Annotated in this window: 24 protein-coding genes and 4 pseudogenes; 17 read left to right on the top strand and 11 right to left on the bottom strand. The window is 68.7% G+C overall.

All coding sequences use genetic code 11. The features are described from left to right. Nucleotides 1-713: 713 nt before the first annotated feature. Nucleotides 714-1,670, top strand: a complete 957-nt coding sequence (locus FM051_RS44535) for an alpha/beta fold hydrolase (protein WP_238413115.1) — start codon at nucleotides 714-716, stop codon at nucleotides 1,668-1,670. A gap of 274 nt (nucleotides 1,671-1,944) precedes the next feature. On the opposite strand, the gene FM051_RS44530 is transcribed toward FM051_RS44535, so the two are convergent. Beyond that, a complete protein-coding gene (locus FM051_RS44530) occupies nucleotides 1,945-2,412 on the bottom strand; it encodes a winged helix-turn-helix transcriptional regulator (RefSeq protein WP_158853132.1) in 468 nt (155 codons plus the stop codon). Between the two features lie 93 nt (nucleotides 2,413-2,505). Between FM051_RS44530 and FM051_RS44525 the strand changes: the two genes are divergently transcribed. Beyond that, nucleotides 2,506-3,006 (top strand): PaaI family thioesterase, encoded by a 501-nt coding sequence (locus FM051_RS44525; RefSeq protein ID WP_158853131.1) that lies wholly within the window; start codon nucleotides 2,506-2,508, stop codon nucleotides 3,004-3,006. 158 nt (nucleotides 3,007-3,164) lie between these two features. On the opposite strand, the pseudogene FM051_RS54240 reads toward FM051_RS44525, so the two are convergent. From FM051_RS54240 to FM051_RS44510, 4 genes and pseudogenes are all read right to left on the bottom strand, one after another. Then, nucleotides 3,165-3,659, bottom strand: a pseudogene (locus FM051_RS54240) (oxidoreductase); the annotation flags it as partial. A gap of 39 nt (nucleotides 3,660-3,698) precedes the next feature. Further along, nucleotides 3,699-4,959 (bottom strand): annotated as a pseudogene (locus FM051_RS54235) (AMP-binding protein); the annotation flags it as partial. A gap of 123 nt (nucleotides 4,960-5,082) precedes the next feature. Continuing rightward, the gene (locus FM051_RS44515) at nucleotides 5,083-5,802 is read right to left on the bottom strand and encodes an enoyl-CoA hydratase-related protein (RefSeq protein ID WP_238413114.1); all 720 of its coding nucleotides are present in this window, start codon (nucleotides 5,800-5,802) and stop codon (nucleotides 5,083-5,085) included. A gap of 259 nt (nucleotides 5,803-6,061) precedes the next feature. Continuing rightward, entirely contained in the window at nucleotides 6,062-6,643 is a 582-nt protein-coding gene (locus FM051_RS44510; RefSeq protein ID WP_202919368.1) for a TetR/AcrR family transcriptional regulator, read from the bottom strand. Nucleotides 6,644-6,698: 55 nt separating this feature from the next. On the opposite strand from FM051_RS44510, the gene FM051_RS44505 reads away from it, so the two are divergent. After that, the gene (locus FM051_RS44505) at nucleotides 6,699-7,586 is read left to right on the top strand and encodes a TIGR03620 family F420-dependent LLM class oxidoreductase (RefSeq protein WP_158853130.1); all 888 of its coding nucleotides are present in this window, start codon (nucleotides 6,699-6,701) and stop codon (nucleotides 7,584-7,586) included. Here the strand turns inward: FM051_RS44505 and FM051_RS44500 are convergent. Both FM051_RS44500 and FM051_RS44495 read right to left on the bottom strand, forming a co-directional pair. Further along, complete coding sequence (locus FM051_RS44500; protein WP_158853129.1) at nucleotides 7,563-9,152, bottom strand: AMP-binding protein; 1,590 nt, start codon at nucleotides 9,150-9,152, stop codon at nucleotides 7,563-7,565. The two genes, FM051_RS44505 and FM051_RS44500, sit on opposite strands and share 24 nt — an antisense overlap. A 262-nt stretch (nucleotides 9,153-9,414) precedes the next feature. Beyond that, a complete protein-coding gene (locus tag FM051_RS44495) occupies nucleotides 9,415-9,906 on the bottom strand; it encodes a winged helix-turn-helix transcriptional regulator (RefSeq protein WP_158853128.1) in 492 nt (163 codons plus the stop codon). A gap of 163 nt (nucleotides 9,907-10,069) precedes the next feature. Here FM051_RS44495 and FM051_RS44490 point away from each other — a divergent pair, with 163 nt between their 5' ends. The 6 genes and pseudogenes from FM051_RS44490 to FM051_RS44460 all read left to right on the top strand — a co-directional run bounded on the left by FM051_RS44490 (nucleotide 10,070) and on the right by FM051_RS44460 (nucleotide 14,503). After that, a complete protein-coding gene (locus tag FM051_RS44490; RefSeq protein WP_158853127.1) occupies nucleotides 10,070-10,558 on the top strand; it encodes an alpha/beta hydrolase fold domain-containing protein in 489 nt (162 codons plus the stop codon). Between the two features lie 32 nt (nucleotides 10,559-10,590). Continuing rightward, entirely contained in the window at nucleotides 10,591-11,022 is a 432-nt protein-coding gene (locus FM051_RS44485; RefSeq protein WP_158853126.1) for a hypothetical protein, read from the top strand. Between the two features lie 80 nt (nucleotides 11,023-11,102). Next, nucleotides 11,103-12,274 (top strand): annotated as a pseudogene (locus FM051_RS44480) (IS30 family transposase). Between the two features lie 78 nt (nucleotides 12,275-12,352). Then, nucleotides 12,353-12,592: an integrase core domain-containing protein gene (locus FM051_RS44475; RefSeq protein WP_158853140.1), complete on the top strand. Its 240-nt coding sequence runs from the start codon at nucleotides 12,353-12,355 to the stop codon at nucleotides 12,590-12,592. Between the two features lie 407 nt (nucleotides 12,593-12,999). Beyond that, a complete protein-coding gene (locus tag FM051_RS44470; RefSeq protein WP_158853125.1) occupies nucleotides 13,000-13,323 on the top strand; it encodes a restriction system modified-DNA reader domain-containing protein in 324 nt (107 codons plus the stop codon). A gap of 637 nt (nucleotides 13,324-13,960) precedes the next feature. Further along, on the top strand, nucleotides 13,961-14,503 hold the full coding sequence (locus tag FM051_RS44460) for an EF-hand domain-containing protein (protein WP_158853124.1): 543 nt from the start codon (nucleotides 13,961-13,963) through the stop codon (nucleotides 14,501-14,503). A gap of 446 nt (nucleotides 14,504-14,949) precedes the next feature. On the opposite strand, the pseudogene FM051_RS44455 reads toward FM051_RS44460, so the two are convergent. Beyond that, a pseudogene (locus FM051_RS44455) lies at nucleotides 14,950-15,249 on the bottom strand (C40 family peptidase); the annotation flags it as partial. On the opposite strand from FM051_RS44455, the gene FM051_RS44450 reads away from it, so the two are divergent. Further along, nucleotides 15,147-15,587: an integrase core domain-containing protein gene (locus FM051_RS44450; RefSeq protein WP_338019531.1), complete on the top strand. Its 441-nt coding sequence runs from the start codon at nucleotides 15,147-15,149 to the stop codon at nucleotides 15,585-15,587. The pseudogene FM051_RS44455 and the gene FM051_RS44450 sit on opposite strands and share 103 nt — an antisense overlap. Before the next feature lie 90 nt (nucleotides 15,588-15,677). Here FM051_RS44450 and FM051_RS44445 read toward each other — a convergent pair whose 3' ends face one another. From FM051_RS44445 to FM051_RS44435, 3 genes are all read right to left on the bottom strand, one after another. After that, the gene (locus FM051_RS44445; RefSeq protein WP_238413113.1) at nucleotides 15,678-16,256 is read right to left on the bottom strand and encodes a response regulator transcription factor; all 579 of its coding nucleotides are present in this window, start codon (nucleotides 16,254-16,256) and stop codon (nucleotides 15,678-15,680) included. A gap of 20 nt (nucleotides 16,257-16,276) precedes the next feature. Then, on the bottom strand, nucleotides 16,277-17,380 hold the full coding sequence (locus FM051_RS44440) for a GAF domain-containing sensor histidine kinase (RefSeq protein WP_238413112.1): 1,104 nt from the start codon (nucleotides 17,378-17,380) through the stop codon (nucleotides 16,277-16,279). Between the two features lie 62 nt (nucleotides 17,381-17,442). After that, entirely contained in the window at nucleotides 17,443-17,676 is a 234-nt protein-coding gene (locus tag FM051_RS44435) for a hypothetical protein (protein ID WP_158853120.1), read from the bottom strand. Nucleotides 17,677-17,820: 144 nt separating this feature from the next. Between FM051_RS44435 and FM051_RS44430 the strand changes: the two genes are divergently transcribed. The 7 genes from FM051_RS44430 (at nucleotide 17,821) to FM051_RS44400 (ending at nucleotide 25,768) form a co-directional block, all read left to right on the top strand. After that, entirely contained in the window at nucleotides 17,821-19,518 is a 1,698-nt protein-coding gene (locus tag FM051_RS44430) for a CocE/NonD family hydrolase (protein WP_238413111.1), read from the top strand. Between the two features lie 113 nt (nucleotides 19,519-19,631). Beyond that, a complete protein-coding gene (locus FM051_RS44425; RefSeq protein ID WP_158853139.1) occupies nucleotides 19,632-21,275 on the top strand; it encodes an AMP-binding protein in 1,644 nt (547 codons plus the stop codon). Nucleotide 21,276: 1 nt separating this feature from the next. Then, nucleotides 21,277-22,206, top strand: coding sequence for a hydroxymethylglutaryl-CoA lyase (locus FM051_RS44420; RefSeq protein ID WP_158853118.1), 930 nt, complete (start codon nucleotides 21,277-21,279; stop codon nucleotides 22,204-22,206). Nucleotides 22,207-22,292: 86 nt separating this feature from the next. Further along, nucleotides 22,293-23,819: an integrase core domain-containing protein gene (locus tag FM051_RS52595; RefSeq protein WP_238413109.1), complete on the top strand. Its 1,527-nt coding sequence runs from the start codon at nucleotides 22,293-22,295 to the stop codon at nucleotides 23,817-23,819. Continuing rightward, entirely contained in the window at nucleotides 23,731-23,919 is a 189-nt protein-coding gene (locus FM051_RS52590; RefSeq protein WP_238413117.1) for a transposase, read from the top strand. The genes FM051_RS52595 and FM051_RS52590 overlap by 89 nt, the downstream gene beginning before the upstream one ends. Nucleotides 23,920-24,254: 335 nt before the next feature. Continuing rightward, nucleotides 24,255-24,884: a helix-turn-helix transcriptional regulator gene (locus FM051_RS51065; protein ID WP_202919366.1), complete on the top strand. Its 630-nt coding sequence runs from the start codon at nucleotides 24,255-24,257 to the stop codon at nucleotides 24,882-24,884. A 431-nt stretch (nucleotides 24,885-25,315) separates the two neighbouring features. Continuing rightward, a complete protein-coding gene (locus FM051_RS44400; RefSeq protein ID WP_158853117.1) occupies nucleotides 25,316-25,768 on the top strand; it encodes a hypothetical protein in 453 nt (150 codons plus the stop codon). Nucleotides 25,769-25,779 lie beyond the last annotated feature (11 nt).

Genomic DNA, 25,779 nt, shown 5'->3' with positions numbered 1-25,779 from the left:
CGCGTGTGGGGCGCACTCGGCGTAGTGCCCGACGCGCGCTGCGGTCGGCAACAGTCGGGGTTGGCCGACCTCGCGTCACGAATGCCGGCGGCTGCCCGTGTGGCTCGGCACCGTGCCCAAGCCCATTGGCGTACGGTCATAATTCTAAACGGCCGGTGGGCGGATCGCAAGTTGGCGCTTCTTCTCGGGTGTGTCGCGTCGGTGGCAGGAGTGGGACGGGTTGGTCGCCGGTCGGCACCCTGTGGTGCGGGCGGCGATGCTGTCGATGACCATCAGCACGCCGTCGGTGTAGGCCTGCTTGGTGAGGGCTGTGCTGTGCGTGCAACTGGTCGGCGACCGCGGTGGCGACGAGGTCGTCCTTGGACGTGAAGTGGGCGTAGAAGGCGCCGTTGGTCAGCCCTGAAGTCCTTCATGGGTGTCGAGACGCTCGAGTCGTCGGTGCCGTCCCGCTTGAACCGGCGACCGGCTGTCTCGACGATCCGCTGTCTGGTCGCCTGCTTGTGCTCTTTCCCGTAGCGCACCACGTGCTCCTTCGCTCGCAGGGAGGGCTGCTCGCTCTCCACCGGCTCTCTCGCTGTATGTGATTTCGAACGTAATCCAATGACTTCAGGGTGTCGGGAATTGGTTGATCGGCGACGAGGTGTCGCTGGTCACCTCCCTGGGGCTTGCTCGCGCCCCGCCGCTCCGTGCATAGTAGTACGAACATAAGGTCATTGTCTCGCCTCGGAGGCGTCAACCGCCCAGGCGCTCGGCAGGGCGGTGCGCTGCGCGAGCAGGCCCGCGAGACCTCGCACATCCGCCGACAAGACAAGGACGTCATGAGCACGTATCTGGCTGACAAGGCCGAGGACCTCGCCGTCGAGGGTCCTTCTGCGCGGTTCACCTACCGGCGGATGGGTCCGCAGGGTGGTGTCCCGTTGGTCCTGCTGAACCGTTTCCGGGGGACGATCGACTGGTGGGACCCGGAGTTCCTGGACTACCTGGCCGCCGACCGCGACGTGATCGTGTTCGACAACGTCGGCGTCGGCTACACGGGCGGCGAACCGCGCGACTCCCTCGAAGGGTTCGCCGAGGGTGCCATCGAGTTCATCGAGGCCCTCGGTTTGGCGCAGGCCGATCTGCTCGGCTGGTCCCTGGGTGGCATCGTGGCCCAACGCGTGGCACTGCGACGCCCTGAGCTGGTGCGCAAGCTCGTCGTGGCGGGGAGCAGTCCGGCCGGCTGGGTGCCCGATGCGCCGCCCATGAGCGAGAAGGTCCTGGGCATCATGGCCAAGCCCGATGCCGACCTGGAGGACATGCTGTACCTCTTCTACCCCGACACGGAGGCGGCCCGCGCTTCCGGGCACGAGCACTTCAACCACGTCTCGCTCCGACTCGCCGCCGGCGGACCTGCGGTCTCCGAGGTCGCGGCGCAGGGCATGCTCACCGCGGCGGGTCAGCTCCTGGCCGCCCCCTTCGACCAGGTCCAGGCGGAACTGGAGGCCATCAAGCACCCGGTCCTCTACGCCAACGGTCTGAACGACGTGATGATCCCCGCCCACAACTCCTACGTCGCGGTCCAGCACCTCGACAATGCCGTCCTCGTCCTCTACAGCGGTGCCGGCCACGCCTTCCTCTTCCAGTACGCCAAGGCCTTCACCAAGCAGGTGGTCGACTTCCTCGCCGCCTGACCACGCCGACCAGCGAATTGGTGATCTACCCCGACACCGGCCACGGCGGCATCTTCCAGTTCCACGGGCAGTTCGTGGGGAAAGCGCTCGAGTTCCTCGAGCGGTAGTCGGTGCGAAGCACGGTCGGCGCGTGATCCGGGCCTCCGGCTGGTCGGCACGGCGGAGGCGGGCAGCCGCCCGGCTGAGGGTCGACGGCCCGTTCAGCGCATGAAGGTGAGGGCTCTCGATTCCCGTGATCGGCGGCCGTCCGGCCCGCGAGGCCGAGGTTCGCGCCTCACGGGCGCGGGCGGGCGCCCGGTCCCGGTCGGGCGGTGACGTCCCCGGGGGTGAGGGGTGAGTGCTCCGCGGAGCACTCGACGACGACGCGGACCGGAGCGTCGCAGTCGGTGTGGCGAACGTCCAGCACGGGGCCGTCGGGGTCGAGGGCGTAGGTCTCGCCCCACTGGTTCAGCGCCACCAGGACGGGCCACAGGTCCCAGCCCTTGCGGGTCAGGCGGTACTCGTTGCGGGAGCGGCTGCCCGGCTCCTGGTAGGGGACGGTCTTCAGGATGCCGGCCGAGATCAGCTTCCGGAGGCGGTCGCTGAGGACGGCTTCGGACAGGCCGATGTGGCGGTGGAAGTCGTCGAAGCGGCGGACTCCGTTGACGGCGTCACGCAGGATCAGCAGCGTCCACTTCTCCCCGACGACGTCGAGCGTGCGCTGGACGGGGCAGTTCTCCGTGCTCACCTCAAGCCACTCCATCCCGCCATCGTAAGGGCCTGGCTTCGTCGTTGACAGTCAGGTGGGTGCCCGGCTAGCTTCACCTGAAAAAGTCAGATCGGGAGGCGCTGGGTCGTGGGACGAACACGTGCGTATCACTGGGAAGATCCCGCGATCCTGGCGGAAGCCGCCGGGCGCATGGCCGGCATCGACTTCCTGCGCGAACTGCTGGCGGGCCGACTGCCGGGGCCGCCCATCAACTACACCGTCGACTTCGCCCTGGACGAGGTGGAGCCCGGCCGCGCGGTCTTCTCCCTGATGCCGGGGGAGGAGCACTACAACCCGATCGGCAGCGTGCACGGCGGCATCTTCGCCACCCTGCTCGACTCGGCGGCGGGTTGCGCCGTCCACTCCACCCTCCCGCAAGGCGTGGCGTACACCTCGCTCGACCTGACGGTGAAGTTCCTGCGCCGGGTCACCGTGGACACGGGCAAGGTGCGCGCCATCGGCACGGTTGTCAGCAGCGGCCGTCAAACCGCCCTCGCCGAGGCGCGGTTGGTCGACTCGACGGACCGCCTGCTCGCCCACGCCACCAGCAGCTGCCTGCTCTTCCCGGTGCCCGCCCCTCAAAGGTGACGCGGTCGTCGGGGCGCTCCGTTCACTGATACGCCACGGCGACGCCGGGATTCAGCTCGGCGGCGGCCCCGCGACTCCTCGGGTCGCAGGGCCGCCGTGCGCAGTAGCCGTGTCGAGGTGCCCGAGTTCGGTGAATTCCTCGGGCGCCGGGCGCTTGGTCAGGCTGCGTGGGTGGGGTAATCGGTGTAGCCGGCTTCGCCGCCGCCGTAGAACGTGGCGGGGTCGGGGTCGTTGAGGGGCGCGCCGGTGCGCACGCGCTCGACCAGGTCGGGGTTGGCGAGCGCCATGACGCCGACGGAGACGATGTCGGCCAGGCCGTCGTCGATGTCCTTGACGCGGGTGGCGATGTCGGTGAAGCCGCGGTTGACGATCAGCGCGGTCGGCCAGATGCCGCGCAGGGTGCGCAGGAGTTCGTCGTCGCCGCCGTGGCCGATGTGCAGGTAGGCCAGGTCGAGCGGAGCGAGGGCGCTGACGAGTGCCGGGTACAGCTCGTGGGTGTCGGTCTCCGCGATGTCGTTGAAGGGGTTCCCGGGAGAGATGCGGATGCCGGTGTGGGCGGCGCCGATCTCGTCGGCCACGGCCGTGGCGATCTCGACCGCGAAGCGGATCCGGTTCTCGATCGAGCCGCCGTAGCGGTCGGTGCGGTGGTTGGTGTTGGTGGCGAGGAACTGGTGCGGCAGGTAGCCGTTGGCGCCGTGGATCTCGACACCGTCGTCGGTGCGGCCCATGACGAAGACGTAGCCGTCGTCGTCGATGTGCCCGCTGTCACCGGTGAGGTAGTAGCCGTCGAAGGCGGACAGGTAGGAGGCGACGAAGCCGTCGTCGTCGTTCCAGAGGGTGGGGAGCGCACCGGGCGGCAGGGGCAGCTTCACGACGATCGCTCCGTCGACGCCCGCGGGCACCGGTTCGCCCGAGGGGTCGAGGACGCGGACGTCCCAGCCCGGCAGCGGGCGGGTGGGGGAGCCGGGCTTGAGGGGAGCGGCTTCGATGCCGACCGGGTTGGCGACGATGGGCCAGCCGGTCTCGGTCTGCCACCGGTGGTCGACCACCGGGATGCCCAGCAGGTCGGTCGCCCAGTGGTAGGTCTCGGGGTCGAGGCGCTCGCCGGCGAGGAAGAGGTAGTGCAGGGCGGACAGGTCGTAACCTGCGGGTGAACGTCCCCTTCGGGTCCTCCTTGCGGATGGCGCGGAAGGCGGTGGGCGCCGTGAACATGGTCTTGACGCCGTACTCGGCGGCGACGCGCCAGAACTGGCCCGCGTCCGGGGTGCCGACCGGCTTGCCCTCGTACAGGATCGTCGTGGCGCCGACCAGCAGGGGCGCATAGACGATGTAGGAGTGCCCGACGACCCAGCCGACGTCGGAGCCGGTGAACATCGTTTCGCCCGGACCCACGTCGTACACCGCACCCATCGACCAGTGCAGGGCGACCGCGTAGCCGCCGCAGTCACGGACGACTCCCTTGGGTTTTCCGGTCGTTCCGGACGTGTAGAGGATGTACAAGGGATCGTTCGCGGCGACGGACACGCAGTCGACCGGAGGCGCGGCGGCGACCAGGTCGCCCCAGTCGAGGTCATCGGGCCCCAACTCGGCCCGCGCCTGCGGGCGTTGCAGGATCACGCACTTCTCCGGCTTGTGGACGGCGAGTTCGATAGCCCGGTCCAGCAGCGGCTTGTAGGCGATGACGCGCTTGCCCTCGATGCCGCAGGAGGCGGAGACGACCAGTGAGCCGAGGCCTCCTCCGTCGGCTCCCCGGAATTCGGTGCTCACCCAGGGGGAGATCCGCCTGTTCGAGACCCTTTCGGCGACGAGCTTCTTGAATTGAGGCAGGCGCGCCCGACCCCCGGCCAGGTGGGCGAGTTCAGGGATTCCGTGCAGGCCGCTCGCGGATCGAGGCCGCAGCAGACGCCGCCGCAACCCGCGCAGGTCACAGCCCCAGCCGACCGGAGACTCCATGTGGTCGGGCACCCGTCGCGACGGGTGCCCGACCGACCGTGGAATCTGCCGACGCGGCAGAACGCTACGGGTGAGTCGGCCTTGTCGAGCATCGCGGTCGGGCTCTCCCGCGGCGAGAAGTGATCAGGTGGTCTGGTTGGCCAGGCCGAGGTACTCGCCCAGGTGGTATTCGACGTCGAGACCCTTGTCGGCGACCAGCGCGCCGAGCGCCGCCGCGCGAACCAGGTATCCCGGGTTCGTCAGCGAGTCCACGAACTCGCCGTACCTGGTGACCAGGTCGGCGTCCGGCGGCAGTGTCGCTCGGTTGACCATCGCCTTCGCGGTCGCCAATGCCTGCCGGTCGAAGGAGGCGAGGCGGGCGACCGTCGCGTCGACGAAGGCGTCGAGTTCCGCGTCGGGCAGGGCTCGCGTGACCCATCCCCAGCGCTCGGCCACGTCGGCGTCGTAGTCGGCGCTGCCGAGGATGGCCTCGAGCGCCCGGTCGCGGCCGATGGGTCGGGGGAGTCGCTCGGTTCCACCTCCGCCGGGAACGATTCCGATACCGACCTCGGGCTGGCCGAAGAACGCCTTCTCGCGACTGGCGTACCGCAGGTCGCAGGCGAGCGCCAGCTCGTTGCCGGCGCCGCGGGTGCGGCCACGGATGGCCGCGATGCGGGCGATGTCGGTGGGGTCGGATTTGTGCGCGGTGACGCCTGCGGTCATGTCGGTGTCCATGTAGCCGACGTGCAGTCCGGCCACCAGGATGTCCTGGTCGGCGAGTTGGACGCGCAGGGCGTTGGTGAGCGCCCGGCCGAACCCGCGGTTGGCTCCGGTGACGAGGACGGTGCTGGTGGAGAGGTCCACGAAGAAGCTCCTGGTAAGTGAGAAAGCCGCGATGCTCGGATCGACGCCGCCGGGCCGGTGATGACTGGTGGGCGCGTCCCGGAAGCCGGTTGGGAAGGGGTGCCGGGCAGGTGGTGGCGCGGCCTGGCACCCCTCTCGGAACGAGCGCCGGTCGAGTCGTCGGTCGTCGTGAGCCCGGTCATTGAATTATGGTCGTAATGCTATTCGGGTGGGGCGGTGATCGGCAAGGAAGCCGCCGGGCGTTATGAGTCCGACAGGGTCAGTCGGGTTGCGGGCAGGCCGAGTCGATCATGGCTTGCGCCGCCTGCCTGGCCGCGCCGGCGGCGACATCGGCGTGTTCGACGCGCGTCGCCGCCAGCGTGCCGTCGATGAGGAGTGTGAGCTGGAGTGCGAGCGTGTCGGGGTCCGCGGCGCCGGCCGCGGCGGTCAGGTCGCGCACCCAGGCGCGCACAGCGCGCTTGTGCTCGGCGGTGATGGCGTGCGCGGTGCTGCCGGGGTGGTACTCCGCCGCCGCGTTGATGAACGCGCAGCCGAGCGTGCCCTCTCGCGCCGCGTGCTCCAGTGCGACGAAGACGCCGACGAGTTGTTCGCGCGGGTCGTCCCCGGCCGCGAGCGCCGTCGAACGCAGCCCGCGCTGCCACCTGTCGTCCATCCGCCGCAGGTAGGCGGCGACCACGTCATCCTTGCTGGGGAACTGCTTGTACAGCGTGGCCTTGGCGACTCCCGACTCGGCGATCAACCGGTCCACCCCTACGGCGTGGATGCCGTGGGCGTAGAACAGCTCGCAGGCGGTGTCGAGGATGCGATCCCGGGCGGGACGTCGCGTTGACGCGGTGCTCACGACGTGTAAGTTAACAGACAGGTCTGTCTACTGCAATCGTACGGGGGGATGTTCGATGGGCGACATCGATGGCCTGGCTCTCGGGACGTTCGGGGTCTACACCTTCGACTTCGAGGTCCAGCCGGCAGCGCGGATACGCGAGTCGGTTCAGGAACTGGAGGAGCAGGGTTGGCGCGCGTTGTGGATCCCCGAGCTCCTCGGGCGCGACGCGCTCACGCACGCCGGCTATCTGCTCTCCTGCACCGAGCAGATGAGCGTCGTCAACGGCATCGCGCAGATCTGGTCACGCGGGGCCCGGTGGGCTTACGGCGCCGCCCTCCTGTTGGCCGACGCCTACCCCGACCGGCACGTGCTCGGGCTGGGCGTCGGCGGCGGACAGCCGGGGGCCAAGCCCCTGGCGGCCATGACCGCGTACCTCGACGAGATGGACGCACTGGAGACGCCCAACCCCATGCCGAAGGCTCCGATGCGCCGCATCATGGCCGCGTACGGGCCCAAGATGCTCCACCTGGCTCGCGAACGCACCGCCGGCGCGCAGACCTATCACGTCAACGTGGCGCATACCGCGCAGGCGCGCGAGATCCTCGGGCCGGACGCGTTCCTGGGCGTCGAGCACGCGGTGCTGTTCGAGTCCGACCCCGACAAGGCCCGCGCGATCGCGCGGGAGCACCTGCACATCTATCTGAACACCCCGTACAACATCGCGAAGTTCCGTCGGCTGGGCTACTCGGAGGAGGAGATCGCCAACGGCAGCGACCGCATCGTCGACGACCTCGTGTTCTGGGGCGACCTGGACAACATCGCCGAGAAGCTCCAGGCTCACGTCGAGGCCGGCGCCGATCACGTCGCGGTGCAGGTGATCGGGATCGAGCCGGGCGAGTCCGCAACGCGGTACTGGCGCATGCTCGGCGAGGCACTCCTACCCCAGGGCGCCAACGCCTGATCCGCGGTTCGTGCGTGGCGCCGCGCCTCGTGACGAACCGCGGCAGGCCGCCGGAGCCGCCTGTCGAGCGCCTCCGGCGGCCGCGTGCGTGTCACGTGGTCGGGCGGGGCGGCGGACGACGAAGGCCTTGGGAATCTCCTCACCGTCGTCGTCGGTGACCCCGATGACCGCTGTGTCGATGATGGCCGGGTGGGTGAGCAGCAGGGCTTCGAGTTCGGCGGGTGGAACCTGGTAGCCCTTGAACTTGATCAGTTCCTTGAGCCGGTCGACGATGAACACCCGGCCGGTGTGGTCGACGCGGGCGAGGTCGCCGGTGTGCAGGAACCCGTCGCGGTCGATCGCGGCGGTGGTCTCCTCCTCGTTGCCCAGGTAGCCGGTCATCACGTTCGGCCCCTTGACCCACAACTCGCCCGGCTCGCTCAGCCCTTCCGCGGGGTAGGTGACTTCGTCGCCGGTGGCGGGGTCGACGATCTTGTTGATCGTGTTGGGGACGGGCCAGCCGCACGAGCTCAGCGGTGCGACCTCGCCGAAGCGTTCCCGGCCGCCGTCCGCGGGCATGCTGTGGCTGACCGGGCTCAGCTCGCTCATGCCGTAGCCCTGGTTCATCCGCACGTCCAGCCGCTTGGCCACGGCGGTGCCGAGTTCGGCGTCCAGCGGTGCGGCGCCGGACACGATGGTGTGCAGCGATGACAGGTCGTACTGGTCGACCAGCGGGTGCTTGGCCAGCGCCACCGCGACCGGAGGAGCGATGAAGCCGTAGGTGACCCGGTGTTCCTGGATGGTGTCCAGGAATTCGGTCAGGTCGAACCGGGGCATGACGACCAATGTCGCCCGCGCTTGCAACGCGGCGTTGAGCAGCACCGTCATGCCGTAGATGTGGAAGAACGGCAGCACCGCGAGGATCTTGTCGTCGGACCTCATCGCGAGCAGCGGCCGGATCTGCGCCATGTTGGCCACCAGGTTCCGGTGGGTGAGCATGACGCCCTTGGGGTGGCCCGTGGTTCCGGAGCTGTGGGGCAACACCGCCAGGTGCGTGGCGGGATCGAAGTCGACCTGTGGTGCCGGGGCGCCCGGGGCGAACAGGTCGTCGGCGTTCGGGTGTCCGGTGGCGGTTTCACCGTCGCCGTCGAGGACGATCAGGTTCTCCGGTGCGATCCCGACGGTCTGTGCCGCCTCCCGTGCCTGCGGCAGCAACGCGCGGACGGTGATCAGCATCGTCGCGTTCGCGTCGGTGAGCTGTTTGGCGACGTCATGGGCGGTGAACAACGCGTTGATGGTGGTCGCGGTGGCACCGGCCCGCAGAATGCCGTGGAAGGCCACGGCGAACAGGGACGAGTTCGGCGCCAGCAGACCCACCACGGCCCCCACGCCGATACCTCGAGCGGCCAGTGCGCCGGCTGTCGCGTTGATCCGCTCGATGAGCTCCCAGTAGGTGGTCCGCACGCCACCCGCGGCATCGACGAGCGCGATCCGGTCCGGATCCGTCTGGCCGATGTCTCTGAAAAGCAGGTCGAACACGCTCACTTCGGGGATGTGCACGTCGGGGAACGGGCTGGCGAAACCCATGACTGGTCTCCATTACTCGTGTAGGCGATCGGAGTGGTCAGGGAGTCGTCGCTGCGCTGTGCGGGAGGGCGTTGACGACACGCTCCGCATCGGCGGAACCGTCAGGACGCGGGCGGCGAACTCGTCGGGCACTCGATCTGCGGCCTGTGACCGATCCCGGGAAGGAGGTGCTCACACTCGCTTGTGGACTCAAGCGCCAACACTAGGAGAGCTACTACCATCACGCAAGTAACTAGCTATCGTTATGGAAGTCACCAGTCGCTCACGAGGCCCCGTTCCTCCGTTCGAGTGCTGCTCGGAGCAGGTCGTCCGCAGACGGTCCCGGTAGGAACGTGGCGTGCTCCTCGTCGAGGGGGTGGCCGGTCAAGCGGTCGATCAGCAGCGGATCGACATCGGTGCCCGACTCCTTGTCCACCAGACGGACGTTCGGCTCCTCCGGCGGGAAGTGGCTGATGCCGAAGGCGTACAGGGCGACGAGCACCGGGCGGAATGCGTGCCCGGCCTCGGTGAGGACGTACTCGTCCCGCGGAGGGCGTTCGCTGTAGCGGCGTCGCTCGAGGAGACCGGCATGGACGAGGGTGCCGAGTCGGCGGGCCAGCGAGTTCGGTGAGATGCCCAGGCTCTTCTGGAACCCGTCGAACCGGGTGATGCCGTGTGTCGCGTCCCGCAGGATGAGGATGCTCCACCACTCGCCGACCCGCTCCAGCGCCAGCGCGATCGGGCAGTTCATGCCTTGAAAGCTCGTCCGTTCCATGATGGAAGTTTACGGATGACGCATCGGCGCCCGACGCTGTGAGTCACCGGTCGAACTGATCGTTCCGGCACGCGCGTTGTTGGCGTGCGTGCGGTAGGAGGATCGTCGTCAGTTGTCGATCCATGTGAAGGCGTGAGAGACGTGCCACGGCGGGCGAGGGCCGATGACGTCCCGGAGTGGCTTGCGCGGGCAGCCATTGGCCTGTTGGCCGAGCAGGGACCGTCGCGGCGAGATCCGCCCGGTCCTGCAATTGCTGTCCTACCCGATGCTGGACGACCGGACCACCACCCGAACCGACATCGACCCGCGGCGGCTACGCATGTGGAGCCAGAAAAGCAACCGGTTCGGCTGGCGCGCCTACCTCGGCCCCGCCACCGCGGACGGCGACGTGTCCCCGCTGGCCGCGCCGGCCCGCTACGGCGACCTTTCCGGCCTGCCGCCCGCATGGATCGGCGTCGGCACCAACGACCTGTTCCACGACGAGGACGTCACATACGCCCGGCGACTGCAGCAGGCCGGCGTCGCCTGCGCCTTGCGCGTAGTGCCCGGCGCCTACCACGCCTTCGACTCCGTCGAAGCGAAAACCGCCCTCTCCCAGGCCTTCCTCCAGGCCCGAACCACCGCACTGGACGAAGCACTCAACGGCGGCTGAACGGACGCACACGACGGGTTCAGGGGAGAGTCATGCAGAAGCAAAGCCGGCAAACGGCCCGGCGCAGTGCATCGAGCGCAAGGCGTTTGCTGAGGAAGAACGTCGGAATCGCGCTGGTGGTCACCGCGACGGCGGCCGTCCTGGGGTCGGCGACGTCCGCGTCCGCAGGGACGGGGCACTCGTATCGCGGGTCCGTTGTCACCGACGTACGGACCGCGGCGACGTTCGACTACGCCGCCGGCGAGATCCCCGAGAACATCACCGTCAACCCCGACGGCTCGATGACCCTGTCCTTGCTCGGCAGTTGCGCGGTGTGCCAGCGCACCCATGGACCGGAGCTGATGCGTATCTCCGCGTCCGGAAGCCGCACGGTGCTCGTCACCGGGCAAGTGGGTGAGGCGATCAGCGGCAACACCCGTGGCGATGACGGCACGGTGGATTCCAGCGGTCGTCGCAACACCTGACTTGTTCAGGGGTTGTTGTGGTGTTCGAGATCCGTGGGGACCGGTCGCCTCAGGGCCGTAGGAAGTTGCTCGCCGAGCGCCTGGCTTGTCTTGATCTTGTGGCGCAGGGTGTGGGCACGGCCGAGGCATGCCGGATCGTGGGGGTCGACCGCAGGACCGGGCACCGGTGGCGGCACGGCCGCGCGGGTGGGGCGGAGCGGGAGCCCAACCGGTCGCCCGCCCCTCCCGCGCGGGCGGACCTCGCCCGACCGCCGGTGTCGCCCCGGTTCCTGTCCCAGGACGATCGGCTGACGATCGCGGACCTGGACCGGGCCGGGGTCGGGGTGCGGGCCATCGCCAGGGAACTCGGGCGCGATCCGTCCACGATCAGCCGGGAACTGCGCCGCAACGGCGACCCCGCCGGCGGCGGGTACCGGCCCTACCGGGCGTAGGCCCGCGCCGACGCCCGCCGCCCCCGGCCCAGATCCGGCAAGATCGCGGCGAACCCCGAGCTGCGGACGCTGGTACAGGACATGCTCGACGACCGGTGCAGCCCCGAGCAGATCCGCCACCGGCTGCGCCACGACCACCCCGACCGGCCGGAGCTGCACGTGTCCCACGAGACCATCTACCAGGCCCTCTACGTCCAGGGCCGCGGCGAGCTGCGCCGCGAACTGGCCCGCGCCCTGCGCACCGGACGCACCGTGCGCAAACCCCGCCGCACCGCCGACCAACGCCGGCCACGCTTCACCGCCCCGATGATCATGATCGGCGACCGCCCGGCGCAGGTCGACGACCGCGCCGTCCCCGGCCACTGGGAAGGCGACCTCATCATCGGCGCCGACCAGCAATCCGCCATCGGCACCCTCGTGGAACGCACCACCCGCTACGTGATGCTCGTGCACCTGGGACACGACCGCACCGCCGAAGCGGTCCGCGACGCGCTGATCACCACCGTCACCACCCTGCCCGCCCACCTGACCCGGTCCCTGACCTGGGACCAGGGCTCCGAGATGAGCCGCCACCACGAGTTCACCCTCGCCACCGACATCCCGGTCTACTTCTGCGACCCGCACTCGCCCTGGCAACGCGGCTCCAACGAGAACACCAACGGCCTGCTCCGCCAGTACTTCCCCAAAGGCACCGACCTCGCCGTCCACAGCCCCGAGGACCTCGCCGCCGTCGCCGCCCAACTCAACCGCCGCCCACGCAAACGCTCGGCTGGGACACCCCCGCCGAGCGTTTGGCTAGGCTCCTGGCCGAAGCCAGTTGATCACCTGTGTTGCGACGACCGCTGGAATCCGCCCAATACACCTCTGGGCGGTTCCGGTCCACACTTGCCGGGCACGGCATGCGCCCGTCGGTGGGGCGGACCGGGTCGTGCTTCGATAGTGCGGTCGCCGAGTCGTTCTTCGCCACCCTCAAAACCGAGATCGGCACCACCGTCTGGGACACCCGCGACGATGCCCGACGAGACGTGTTCGCCTACCTCAGCTACTACAACCACGACCGTCTACATTCGACACTCGACTACCGCACTCCACACGAAGTCCGCGTCGGCTATCGTCAAGGCCTCGCCCTCGCGGCATAAAACCCGGTGTCCGGTCTTCGGGGACAACCTCACCCGGTGCGCATCCGGTGGTTTGTCGGGCCGTACGACTATGGACGCTTCCTTCGGCGCATGGAGTCAAGCGGTACATCAAAAAAGACACTTTTCTTGTGTGGACGGACACCGATTCGCCTGTGTCGTTGGTGCAAACCGGTCCACTTCGTTCGCGCATCATGCACCGGCATTGACATCTCGGTCCGCATGAAGCGTCCATACACGTCAACCGATCGATAAACCATTGGGAACAAAGGGGGTTGACGAATGCGCGACTTTCCCGCGCTCGCGCCGTGGGGCGGTCGGCGGTGCCGGGCCCGCGGTGCGCACAGCTCGGAACGGCGCCTCGCGTTCACTCGCCACGCGACGCCGCCGTCGAGACCCTCAGCCGCGACATGGTGCCGGCCTCCGAACGGCCGGGCTCCTCGCCGTTGCGGTGGGCGGGCACCGTCGTGAGCGACCTGCTCACCGCCAGGCTCCTGGAGGTCGGCGACGAGCTGGTGTGGGACCGCCGCGCGGGCCAAGTCCGACACACCGCCCGCATCCGCACGGACGGCACCCTCCTGCTCACCGGCGAACGGGTCTTCGCCACCCCCTCGGCCGCCGCGACCGCAGTCGGCGGCACACACCACCACGGCTGGAGCGCGTGGCAGCGGACCGCCGACGGCCGCGTTCTGGATGACCTGCGCGCCGAACTGCGCGCCCCGCAAGAGCGGTAACCCGCCACCGCTGTCCGAGGGACCTCGCCATGCCCGAACCTGAATCCCCGGTGGACTTCCTGGTCGTGTGGGGCGCGCAGGTCCGCACACGCATCGCCGTGCTACCCCGGTAGCGCGTCCTGGAGATCCTGGTCGAGGGCCTGTCGGTCGAGACCGACACGGACCGCACCACCAGCCGCGAGGTGATGAACACCCTCTTCGAGCTGGCCGGCGACCACCACGGGCACCCTTTCGCCGCGAAGATCGGCGCGGGCATGGGCGAACCCGAACCGTTCATGCCGCATGTACGTTCCGCGCGAACATGAGCAAATGTGAACGCATGCCCTGGCGTTTCCGTGCGACTTGATCGCTCTGGAAGCGGCTGGTGTCCGTACTGCTTGATCACTTGCTTGCCTGGGTGGTGTGACCGATCAGCGGCACGAGAGCTTGGTCGAAAAACCCGATTGGGTGACTTGATGTCGGGATTGTGTACCGTGTTGAGTGATTGTGGTTTAGGTGCGCCGTGCTAAAGTTTTCGGGAGGAAAATGGATATCACGATGCCGGCGTTGCGCTTTTTGGTGACTCACGGCATTGCGTGGCGTTGGTTCTCGTGTGACCAATGAAGATCGGCGACTTGTCCCAGGAAAGGGTTTGCTCATGGATGCCGATGTTAGTGAAGCCAATGTTAACACAATGTTCGACATTTTCGACGCCGACGGTGACGGTGTTATCGAGGCATCGGATTTCCAGGCTCAGGCTGACAAGATGTGCGCGACGGTGGCGCCCGACTCGTCGTCCCGGCACCACCAGGCCATCCGCAAGGCGTATGCCGCCTGGAGCGAGCAGGTCCTCAAGGCGATCGATGCCGACTCGGACGGCCGCGTGACCCGCCAGGAGTTCTTCAACGCGATCCGCGCCGGCATCCTGAAGGACGGTCCTGATCAGCTCGACGGCCCTATGGGAGTCACCCACGCTGCATTCGAAGCCCTCGACACCGACGGTGACGGTCAACTCTCCCCCGATGAATTCGTCCGGATGCACCAGGCCATCGGCCGCGACACCGGTAAGGCGCGCGCCGCCTTCGATCAGATCGACACCGATGGAGACGGCAGGATCACCTGGCAGGAGCTGCGGAAGGCGGCCCAGGGTCTGTACACCGACGGGCAGGCCGAGCAGACGGGGAAGCTTCTCCTCGGCTAAAAAGGAGTGACCGAGAGTGAGTCAGCCGCCGCGAGGAAGTCCCGCCTGAGCTGTGCGGCCTGCGTGGGTGCCGTGGTGTCGGATAGGTCGCACCGAGTGGTATGCCGCCGTGCCGGCCTCTTCGTCGATCCATGCGATCGATGCGAAGTTCGACGGCAAGCGCATGGTGGTCGGCTGCTCTCAGAACAGCGATCAGCCCATGGTCAGGACGCGGGTTCGACTTGCGGTGTCCAGTTGCGCAGGTGGCTTGGTGCGGGTCCCACATCGTTCGACTGGTCGGTTTCGAGCGTGGTCATGGGTGCCCTTCAGGGTTCACGGGTACCTGAATCCATCATTTTGTGGACAACCACGCCATCCCGCAACGCCCGCAAATCGGCATGGGAGTTCAACTCGTCAGACCGCCTCTTCCTGGGACGACTCGAACCAGAACTTTCCACAGCACCTAATCAGATGGTCATCTGCCCACGGAGACGGTCATCTGTACGCGGAACGATCACCGCAATAGAGCCCGCCGGACGGGTCGCCCCTGCGTAGTCGTCACCGTTGTACCGGTAGTTGTCGATCTGCACTGGTTGGCCGAACGTCGGCGCGTTGATCATGAGCCCGCCGCCGACGTAGAGGCTGACGTGGTGGATATTGCCCGGTGTGCCGTAGAAGACGAGGTCGCCCGGCAGCAGCGGCTGCCCGGCCGGGACACGGGGGCCTGCGTCGAACTGGGTCTGGGCGGTGCGCGGCAGGCTCACCCCCGGCGGCGGCGTTCGACGCCGTCTTCCAGGCCGACGACCTGCGCGTGATCACCAGTGCACCGCAGGCACCCCGGATGAACACCCACTGCGAACGAGTCATCGGCACCATCCGACGCGAAGTCCTCGACCACATCCTGATCACGGGCGAGAGCCACGCACGACAAGTCCTCAAGACCTACGAAGCCCACTACAACCGGCACCGGCCCCGCCAGGCCCGCGACCAGCTACCACCCGAGGCTCGAGAGGACCCTGCCCCAGTGCACGACCTCGACACTCGCAGACTGCTGCGCACCCGGATCCCGGGCGGACTCATCAATGAGTACAGACATACCGCATGACCTGCACCGATGACTTTTCGAGCGGCACACCACCAGGCGCCGATGCCATCGCAGGACGGTGCCCGGCACCGGACAGGCGCGGAACTCCGCTCAGAGCAGGCCTTGTCCGCGGGCGTTGGCGATCAGCTGGGCCCGGTTGCGGGCGGCGAGCTTGTGCATCACGGAGCGCAGGTAGGTCTTGACCGTGTTGATCGACAGGTGCAGCTCGGCGCCGATCTCCGGGTTGGTGTGCCCGGCCGCGACCAGTCGGAGCACGTCGTACTCGCGGGCGGTGACCGGCGCGGCGGACGAGGCGGGTGTGCCGGCGTGGAAGGAGCCGGTGCGGGCGACGCTGCGGATCGCGTCGTGGAGGGCTGTGCCGCCGGCGTGTTTCACCAGGATCCCGCAGGCACCGGCGGCGAGCGTCGGTGCGACGGCGGCGTGTTCGGGGAACGCGGTGAACAGCAGGACGCGACTGTCCGGGCTGACCCGGTGCACCCGGGGCACGACATCGGCGGCGAGGCAGTCGGGCAGGCGGAGGTCGAGCAGCACGACGTCGGGCTGTTCGTCGGCGCAGACCGTGACGGCGTCGGCGCCGGTGCCGGCGTGGCCGACGACGTGCATGTCCGGGTACCGCTGCAGCTGGGCCGCGACGCCGTCGTGGACGACCGGGTGGTCGTCCACGATCACGATTCGGGTCTGCGGGCGGCTCAGCACGGCAGGCGGGCCCGCCAGATCGTGCCACCGTCCGGATCGGACACGACGCGGACGGAACCGCCCAGCCGGGCGAGTGCTTCCGCCGTGCTGGTGAGGCCGAGCCCCGGCGCGTGGTCCGGGCGCAGCCCCACGCCGTCGTCGTGCACGGCGATGCTCAGCCAGGTGGCGCTTCGCTGCACCGACACCGTGACGGCGCCGGCGCGGGCGTGTTTTTCGACGTTCAACAGCGCCTCACGGACCGCGGTCAGGAGTGCTTCCGACCGGGACGGCGGGAGCTCGGGCGGATCCCCGTCCAGGATGACGAGCTCCGCGGGCAGTCCGGTGCGATCGGAGAAGGCCGCGCAGTCGGCGCGCAGGGCGACGCCGAGCGCGAGCGCGGCGGGCGACGAGCGCAGCGTGCGCAGCGACTCGCGCAGAGCGGTGGTCGCGTCCGCGGCCTGCCCCTGGAGCCGGTCGAGCCGCGCACGCAGCTCGGGATCGGTCCGTGCGGACTCGGCGAGATCGGCCACTCCGGACCCGATGGCGAACAGCAGCGCACCGACGCTGTCGTGCAGTTCGACCGCGAGCCGCTGCCGCTCCTCGTGCACCGCGATCTCCCGGCTCAGCCGGGCGCGTTCGGCGACCGAGACCGCCAGTGCCGCCTGCGCCGCGATCGCCAAGACGCGCTCGACATCGCGGTCGCCGAACGTTCCGTCGTCACGCGGGCCGAGGGCGATGACGCCGAGCGATTCCCCGTCCCGGAGCAGCGGGACCGCCAGCACCCGCCGCACCTCCTCGGCGGCGATGTGCCGGTCGAATTCGTGCGTGATCTCCTGACTGCCGAAGTAGTCGTCGACCCACTCGACTCGCCCTGCCCGGTACACCTTGCCGGTCAGGCCCGTGTCGGGCGGCACCCGGAGCGCGCGGAGCACTCCGGTTCGGTCGCCGATGACCTGTTCGAGCGTCAGCACGCCGGTCGCGTCGGGCCGAGCCGTCCAGGCCACCTCCGAGCTGTCGGCGAGCAGGGCCAAGGCGCGGCGCAGCGCCTCGCCGCGGTCCAGCGCCGCGAGCAGGTCCGCGTGCTGTTCCCCGAGGGGGAGGAGTGGGTGCGCTCGCACTTCCTCATCAAACACGGCCACATCAAACACGGCCACATCAAACACGCCCTTGCCGGCACCTGTCACGACGTGAACCGTTTGATCAGCTCGCGTCGCATGACTTTGCCCGTGGACGTCTTCGGGAGGTCGTCCACGGACCGGACCGGCCGTGGGAACTTGGCTCGGTGGCTCTGCACCGCGCCCTGGAGTGGCCGGTTCTGCGCGTACAGCGACACGGCGCGTCCCGGTCGCAACGCCCGTGTGGTCAGCGCCGCCGCGTGGCGCAGGACGCCTCCGGGCGAAACCACGTCGTCCACCGGTACCTCCTCGTCGTCCCGGCTGACGACAGCGCATCTGCCCTTGCGCCGGTACACCCGTTCGGGTGTGCCGCGAGGTGTCGCCAGTCTGCCAGGGTCCGGTCGCTCCCATCGGTGTGAGGAACGAGGCCACCAGTGCTTGACGTGACGATCGAACACGACGTGCCGGCTACGATGCGTGACGGCGTCGTGCTGCGGGCCGATGTGTACCGGCCCACGACGGGCGGCCCGTGGCCAGTGCTGCTGACCCGGCTGCCCTACGGCAAGAACATGCCGATGCTCGCCGGTCTGATGGATCCGGTCGGCAAGGCGCGGCGCGGGTTCATCGTCGTCGTCCAGGACACGAGGGGCCGGTTCGCCTCGGACGGCGAGTGGGAGCCGTGGACGTTCGAGATGGACGACGGCTACGACACGGTCCGCTGGGCCGCCGCGCTCCCAGGGTCGAACGGGTCCGTCGGGATGTTCGGGGCCAGCTACTTCGGCAACACCCAGTGGATGGCCGCGCTCGCGAAGCCGCCGGAGTTGAAGGCGATCGCGCCGATGGTCACCTGGTCGGAGCCGGACGACGGGCTCTTCGCCCGCGGTGGGGCGAGCGAGCTGGGCATCACGGTGCCGTGGTCGCTCATGCAGGGGACCGACACCCTGCTGCGCCGGCACGCCGGCGATCCGACGGCCCTGGGGCAGTCGCTCATGGCGCTGGTCGGTGACCTCGACGCGGTCGCGGACACCACGTACTGGGAGCTGCCCGCCGGTCGCCACCCCGCCTTCGAGCGGCACGGCATCCCGGAACTCGGCTTCGAGCGGTCGCGACGCGAGCCGGAGTGGAGCGCGTCCTGCCGGGTCGCCGGCCGGCAATCGGAGGTTGACCTGCCGAGCTTGCACACCGGGGGCTGGTACGACATCTTCTGCCAGGGCACGCTCGACAACTTCACCGCGATGCGGGCGGCCGGCCGCCCGGCGACGCTGGTCATGGGACCGTGGTCCCACACCGGCCAAATGGGATACCTCGGCGAGGTCAACTTCGGGATGGCCGCGAGCGCGGAGCTGCTGGGCTTTCGCGGCAGGCTCGCCGACCTCGAACTCGGCTGGTTCAGCCGGTGGTTCACGCCGGACGCCGCGGACACCGCCGTCGCGGATCCGCCGCGGCCGGGGTTGCCGCCGGTCCTGCTGTTCACCATGGGCATCAACCAGTGGCGAGAGGAGCAGGAGTGGCCTCTCACCCGTGCGGTCGACACGGACCTGTTCCTGCGCGCGGGTGACCGGCTCGCCTTCGATGCCCCGGAGGCCGAGGAAGGAACCGACACGTACACCTACGACCCCGCCGACCCGGTGCCGACCACCGGTGGCGCCTTGCTGATGTCGAACGAGTTCCCGCCCGGCCCGCTCAACCAGGCAGCGGTCGAAGCACGACCGGACGTGCTGGTCTACAGCACCGAGCCGCTGACCGAGGACGTGGAGGTCACCGGGCGCGTCCAGGCCTTCATCCACGCGGCGACCGACGTGCCGACGACCGACTGGGTCGTCCGGCTCTGCGACGTCGACACCGCCGGCGTCTCACGCAACATCGTCGACGGGATCGTGCGCGCGGTGGCGTCGCCGGGCGAGTTCACCGAGCACGTCGTCGATCTCTGGTCCACCAGCCACGTGTTCCGTGCCGGTCACCGCATCCGGATGCACGTCACGTCCAGCAACTTCCCGCGGTGGGACCGGAACTTGAACACCGGCGAGCCCATCGACAGGGGAACGCGCTCGCAGCCGGCCCGACAGGAGATCGCACACGATGCGACCCGGCCCTCCCGCATCGTGCTCCCGGTGATCCCGGCCCCTACGAGCGGTCACTAGCGTGAGTGGCGCCGTTCTCGGCCCTGTCCGTAACCGTTCTCGACAACCGTTCAGCGGCATCGATGCCGTGAGGAGCTGACGTGACCAGTAGCCACCGCACCCTTGCAGCGCCGGTGAGGCCGTCCTACGCCTCCGGCCCTTGCGACGTGCCGTTGCTCGGAGACACCATCGGGGACAACTTCGACCGCACGGTCGCCGCGGACCCGGAACGTGAAGCCCTGGTGGAAGTCGCGACGGGCCGGCGGTGGACCTACGGGCAGTTGCGCGCCGACGTCGACGTCCTTGCCCTGGGCTTGCTCGACGCCGGCGTGGACAAGGGTGACCGGGTTGGTATCTGGGCGCCGAACGTGGCCGAGTGGACGCTGTTGCAGTACGCGACGGCGAAGATCGGCGCGATCCTGGTCAACATCAACCCGAGCTACCGGACGCACGAGCTGGAGTACGTGCTCGAGCAGGCCGGGATCTCGCTGCTGGTGTCGGCACGGGAGTTCAAGACGTCGAACTACGCCGCGATGATCGAGGAGGTCCGCGGGAACTGCTCGCAGCTGCGCTCGGTGGTGCTGATCGGGTCGGGTGATTGGGACGGGTTGCTGGAGACCGGTCGGGGCGGGGACGCGGCGCGGCTGGCGCAGGCGCAGGCCGCGCTGTCGCCGGACGACCCGATCAACATCCAGTACACCTCCGGGACGACGGGCTTCCCGAAGGGCGCGACCCTGTCGCACCACAACATCCTCAACAACGGCTACTTCGTCGGCGCCATCTGCGGCTACACACCGGAGGACCGGGTGTGCATCCCGGTGCCGTTCTACCACTGCTTCGGCATGGTGATGGGCAACCTGGCCTGCACCTCCCACGGCTGCACCATGGTCATCCCGGCGGAGGGCTTCGACCCGAAGGCGACCCTGGAGGCGGTGGCGCAGGAGCGGTGCACCTCGCTGTACGGGGTGCCGACGATGTTCATCGCCGAGCTCAACCACCCGGACTTCGAGTCCTACGACCTGTCGAGCCTGCGAACGGGGATCATGGCCGGGTCGCCGTGCCCGGTGGAGGTGATGAAGCAGGTCGTGTCCCGGATGGGCATGGAGGAGGTCACGATCTGCTACGGCATGACCGAGACCAGCCCCGTCTCCACCCAGACGCGCGCCGACGACTCCCTCGAACTGCGCGTCTCGACCGTCGGGCGGGTGCACCCGCACCTGGAGATCAAGCTGGTCGACCCGGACACGGGGCTGACCGTGCCGCGCGGCACGCCGGGGGAGCTGTGCACCCGCGGGTACTCGGTGATGCTCGGGTACTGGAACGAGCCGGAGAAGACCGCCGAGGCGATCGACGCCGCGCGGTGGATGCACACCGGCGACCTGGCGGTGATGGGCGACGAGGGGTACGTCAACATCACCGGCCGGATCAAGGACATGGTCATCCGGGGTGGGGAGAACATCTACCCCCGGGAGATCGAGGAGTTCCTCTACACCCACCCCGACATCCTTGACGCCCAGGTCGTCGGCGTCCCGGACGTCAAGTACGGCGAGGAGCTCTGCGCCTGGGTCAAGCTGCGCGACGGGGCCGACGAGATGACGGCCGAGAACCTCAAGGCCTTCGCCGCCGGGAAGCTCGCGCACTACAAGATCCCGCGCTACGTCCTGGTCGTCGACGAGTTCCCGATGACCGTCACCGGCAAGGTCCGCAAGGTCGAGATGCGTGCCAAGTCCGTCCAGATCCTCGACCTGGGCGAAGCCGCCGCGATCAGGAACGCCTGACATGGACTTCGACAGCACTCCGCTCGGCGGGCTCCTGCTGCCCTCCCGGGTGACGATCTGCGAGGTCGGACCGCGCGACGGGTTGCAGAACGAGTCGGCTGTACTCCCGGTCGAGGTCAAGGCCGAGTTCGTCGCGCGGCTGGTCGACGCCGGGCACACCCTCGTCGAGACGACCAGCTTCGTGCACCCGGAGTGGGTGCCGCAGTTGGCCGACGCCGAAGACCTGCTCGCAGCGATCACCCCGGCACCCCGGGTGCGATATCCGGTGCTCGTGCCCAACGAGCGGGGCCTGGATCGTGCTCTCGGTCTGGGCGTGCGCGACATCGCGGTGTTCGGCAGCGTTACCGAGACCTTCGCCAAGCGGAACCTCAACCGCACGGTGGACGAGTCGCTGGAGATGTTCGCGCCGGTGGTGGCCCGAGCTCGCGAGGCGGACGTGCGGGTGCGCGGCTACCTGTCGATGTGCTTCGGCGATCCCTGGGAGGGCGACGTTCCCGTCTCGCGGGTGCTCGACGTCGCCACCCGGATGATGGCGCTGGGCTGCACCGAACTCAGCCTCGGCGACACCATCGGGGTCGCGACACCGGGCCGGGTCGTCGCCGTGCTCGACGCCCTGATCGCAGCGGGAATCCCGGTCGACTCGATCGCCGTGCACTTCCACGACACCTACGGCCAAGCCCTGGCCAACACCTTCGCCGCACTCTGCCGCGGCGTCACCACGATCGACGCCAGCGCCGGCGGCCTGGGCGGCTGCCCCTACGCGGGCAGTGCCACGGGGAACCTCGCCACCGAAGACCTGCTCTGGCAGTTGCACGGCCTCGGCATCGACACCGGCGTCGATCTGCGGAAGATGGTCGACACCAGTGTCTGGCTCGCCGAGAAGCTCGGTCGTCCCAGCCCGTCCCGCACCGTCACCGCCCTCGCGGGTTGACGACAGCCCGCGCGACCCGCCTGTGCCGCTCGAAAAGTCATCGTCGCTGGTAGAGCAGCGCAGATGCCGCTTGAGAGCATGTCCGGGTGATCGTGTCCCTCCTGTACAAGATCACCCGGAAGTTGCTGTCCGCCCCGTCGGTGCTGCTGCGCAACGAGGCGGCGAAGGCCGTCGAGCTGCTCGTGCTGCGGCACGAGAACGCGGTACTCCGCCGGCAACTCGCGGGTCCGGTCCGCTACGAGCCCGCGGATCGGTTCTGGTTCGCCGCCCTCGCTGGACCGGTGGATCGTCGGCGTTGGCGGGAGGTCTTCCCTGTCACGCCGGGCACCCTGCTCGCCTGGCACCGCAAACTCGTGGCCCGCAAGTGGGACTACTCCACGCGTCGACGTACCGGACGCCCACCGACTCGAGCAGCGACCAAGTCGCCCGTGCTGCGGCTCGCCAGGGAGAACCCGCGATGGGGTCACCGCCGGATCCAGGGCGAACTGGCCCGCCTCGGCCATCGCATCGCCGCCTCGACGGTCTGGCAGATCCTGCACTCCGCGGGCATCGACCCAGCGCCCCGCCGCGCCGGCCCGACCTGGCGGGAGTTCCTCACCGCCCAGGCCCAGGGCATTATCGCGACGGACTTCCTCCACCTCGACACCGTGCTCGGCACACGCCTCTACGCGCTGGCGTTCCTCGAACACGGAACCAGGCGCCTGCACATCACCGGCGTCACCGCCCACCCCACACAGGCCTGGACAGCGCAGCAGGCCAGAAACCTTGCCTCCGACCTCGGACACCGGACGGCGTCCCTGCGCTTCCTGCTCCGCGACCGCGACGGCAAGTACGGCCAGACGTTCGACACCGTCTTCCAAGCCGACGACCTACGCGTGGTCACCAGCGCTCCGCAGGCACCTCGCATGAACGCCCACTGTGAACGAGTCATCGGCACCATCCGACGCGAACTCCTCGACCACACCCTCACGGGAGAAGCCCACGCACGACAGATCCTCAAGACCTACGAGACCCACTACAACCGACACCGACCCCACCAAGCCCGCGACCACCTACAACCCGAGGCCCAACACCAGCCTGCGGCAGTCCCGTCCCTCGATACCCACAGACTGCTCCGCCTCGTCCGGCAGGTGTCCCCGTTCGGCTTCCTCAAGCCGTTCCTGGAGGGCAGCGCGCACCTTCTCGACGATGTCGTTGAGGTAGCTGAGCCGAGCAGCGCAATGGCGCGGGAACTTGGTCATGGCGAACTCGCGCCACTCGTCGAGCGAGTCCCAACAGAATGGCGTCTTGATCTCCGCCCGGCCGTACGCCCTTTAGGGCAAGCCGTGCACGCCCGGCGCTTCCGCACCGATGGTCGTGTCGTCACCGTGCCCGGTGTGGACCGCGCACTCGGGGAGTTGTCCGGGTTCCGGCGGGAGTGCCACCGTTGCCTGACCCGTCGTGCGGACGGGTTGTTCGAACTGGCCGACGCCGTTCTGTGCGCCGACTCTGTGCGCCGACGGACCGGTGCGGACCCTGGTCGGCCTGTCACTGGCGCCGGAGCATCGGCGCGGGCACGGCGGTCTCTACGACGTGGTCAACAACGGCCGGGTCGACACCGACCGGTTGCGTGACGCGTTGGCGGGGATGTCGTTGCCGCGTGCCGCCGGTGGTCGCCTGGTGCTCGCGGTCGACGTCTCCCCCTCCGGGGGCGCACGCGGTGCTGTGCGGTGACCTCGCGGGCGCGGCGTTCCTGCTCTTGGAGTGCGGCGACCGACTGGACCGCTCGGGGTGGCGCAACCCGTGCTGGTCCCATGGCGCTCGTCGGTCGCATTGATCGCGCACCGGCGGCTTCTCCACCGCTCGGACCGAACCGCACAACGCCGTCGGCTGCCACGGGCGCGACCGAACCCTCCGCGGAACGGCCACCCACAGTATCTGGTGGATGACGTTGCCCGCGGCTCTCGGGCTCAATATCATCCGCACCGAAAGCTGTCGACGCGGTGTGGGGCTGTATTGGTTTCAAGCCTTTAGGGGTTCGCGTTGTCATGTTTCAGGGAGGATCTGAGGTGACCTCGGTGGCCGGTCTGTCCTTGTTGCGCGAGCGTCATGATGTCGAGTCCGGGAGGTGTTTCAATCTTTCCGAGATGAATGCCGGTCTGGTGGACGCACGACTTGTGTTGCGCAGTGCTAGCAACGAATTCGCGGCGCTTTTGGGGATTGCTGCCGAGGACTTGACCGGGCGCGATTTCGTGGATCTCTTCCGCGGCGAGGTGCGGCCGGCATTGCGCGGACGGTGCGCGCGCCTGCTCGCCCAGCGGCGTGGCGGGTTCACGTACAGCGCCGAGATCGTCCGCGTCGACCGCGCGCCGTCCGCCGTCGAGGTGGTCGCGGTGGCTGTGCGGCGCGGGTTGGTGGTGACCGTGTCATCCGCCTGCGCTGCGGACGCCCCCCAACGGATCCTGAGCGACCTCGACGCCCGAATCCTCGAAGCGATCGCAGTCGGTGAGTCGACTGCCGGCATGGCCTGCCGGCTGTACCTGAGCAGACAGGGAGTCGAGTACCACGTGGGAACGATGCTGCGCAAGCTCGGTGCGGTCAACCGTGCGACGCTCGTCTCCCGCGCGTTTTCGAGGGGGATCCTCGATGCAGGCAGTTGGCCGCCCCGCGTTGTGCCCGACTACGTCAAGCAGTCCTGATCGACAGCGGAAGGCAGGAACCGACATGGCCGAATCGCCGGCCAGATGGGCGTCGCCGGACGAGTTCGCAGACCGGCACAGCGCTTGCCCGCGGTGAACTGGTGACGGGTCGGGGTTGGTCGACGTACGAGGGCTCGGCCTATGCCATCGCGCTGACCGACGCGCGAAACCAGTGCATCGACCGCAACAACGTGAGCCTGGCCGAACGGAGCACCTGGTAAGGAAGGGACAGCGTACTACTGGGGCCCGCATCACGTTGCGGTGCAACCAACTGTTGCGGCTCGTGACGTTGGTGACGGCTGGTAAGGCCTGACGGGCGGACGGGTCTTTCGGCGTCAGGATGGAAACGGGGTCAACCCATCCGCCGAACAGAAAAGGCCCGTCCGTTCGCTGACGGCAATCCCCATTTCGTGACGCGGAGAAGAGAACCGGTGACCGACACGATCTCCGTGGCCCACCCCGACGAGCACACCGCCCAACAGGCGCTGACCGAACTCAACGCCCTGAACGTCGGCAGCGCTGGGCTTCGATACCGCGTCGCCGGAGATCTGGTCGCATGCGGCGTGGCGCCAAGGGGCGGCGGCGTGCTCGACTGCTGTCTCCAGCGAATCGTCGTCACCTACGCGGTGTCGGCACAGATGTTTCGGGGCAGTGCGGCACACAGCGGGCACCGTCCGCACGACGACGCGGAGTGCACGGCCGCGGCCGTTCCCGGTGCCGGCCCGTCGACTCGGCGTGAGGTCCGGCCGCCGACCTTCGTGAAGAGTTCGCGCAGCAGCACGGAATTTGAACGGCACGGGCGCAAAAACAGCCAGTGCCTGTTCCGTGCGTCGCAGGGTCGCGCGTTCCCGGCGGGAGGGGAAGTGGTGGCCGTTGCGCACTAGAGGTGAGTACC

Source organism: Saccharothrix deserti (assembly GCF_009769385.1).
GTDB lineage: Bacteria > Actinomycetota > Actinomycetes > Mycobacteriales > Pseudonocardiaceae > Actinosynnema > Actinosynnema deserti.
This window is presented reverse-complemented; position numbering and strand designations above follow the sequence as displayed.

Excerpts from the sequence above, each read along its gene's own strand:
- FM051_RS44530 (WP_158853132.1), bottom strand. The coding sequence starts at position 2,412 with ATGGAGTGGCTTGAGGTGAGCACGGAGAACTGCCCCGTCCAGCGCACG.
- FM051_RS44505 (WP_158853130.1), top strand. The coding sequence starts at position 6,699 with ATGGGCGACATCGATGGCCTGGCTCTCGGGACGTTCGGGGTCTACACC.
- FM051_RS44500 (WP_158853129.1), bottom strand. The coding sequence starts at position 9,152 with ATGGGTTTCGCCAGCCCGTTCCCCGACGTGCACATCCCCGAAGTGAGC.
- FM051_RS44495 (WP_158853128.1), bottom strand. The coding sequence starts at position 9,906 with ATGGAACGGACGAGCTTTCAAGGCATGAACTGCCCGATCGCGCTGGCG.
- FM051_RS44490 (WP_158853127.1), top strand. The coding sequence starts at position 10,070 with ATGACGTCCCGGAGTGGCTTGCGCGGGCAGCCATTGGCCTGTTGGCCG.
- FM051_RS44485 (WP_158853126.1), top strand. The coding sequence starts at position 10,591 with ATGCAGAAGCAAAGCCGGCAAACGGCCCGGCGCAGTGCATCGAGCGCA.
- FM051_RS44475 (WP_158853140.1), top strand. The coding sequence starts at position 12,353 with ATGCGCCCGTCGGTGGGGCGGACCGGGTCGTGCTTCGATAGTGCGGTC.
- FM051_RS44470 (WP_158853125.1), top strand. The coding sequence starts at position 13,000 with ATGGTGCCGGCCTCCGAACGGCCGGGCTCCTCGCCGTTGCGGTGGGCG.
- FM051_RS44460 (WP_158853124.1), top strand. The coding sequence starts at position 13,961 with ATGGATGCCGATGTTAGTGAAGCCAATGTTAACACAATGTTCGACATT.
- FM051_RS44420 (WP_158853118.1), top strand. The coding sequence starts at position 21,277 with ATGGACTTCGACAGCACTCCGCTCGGCGGGCTCCTGCTGCCCTCCCGG.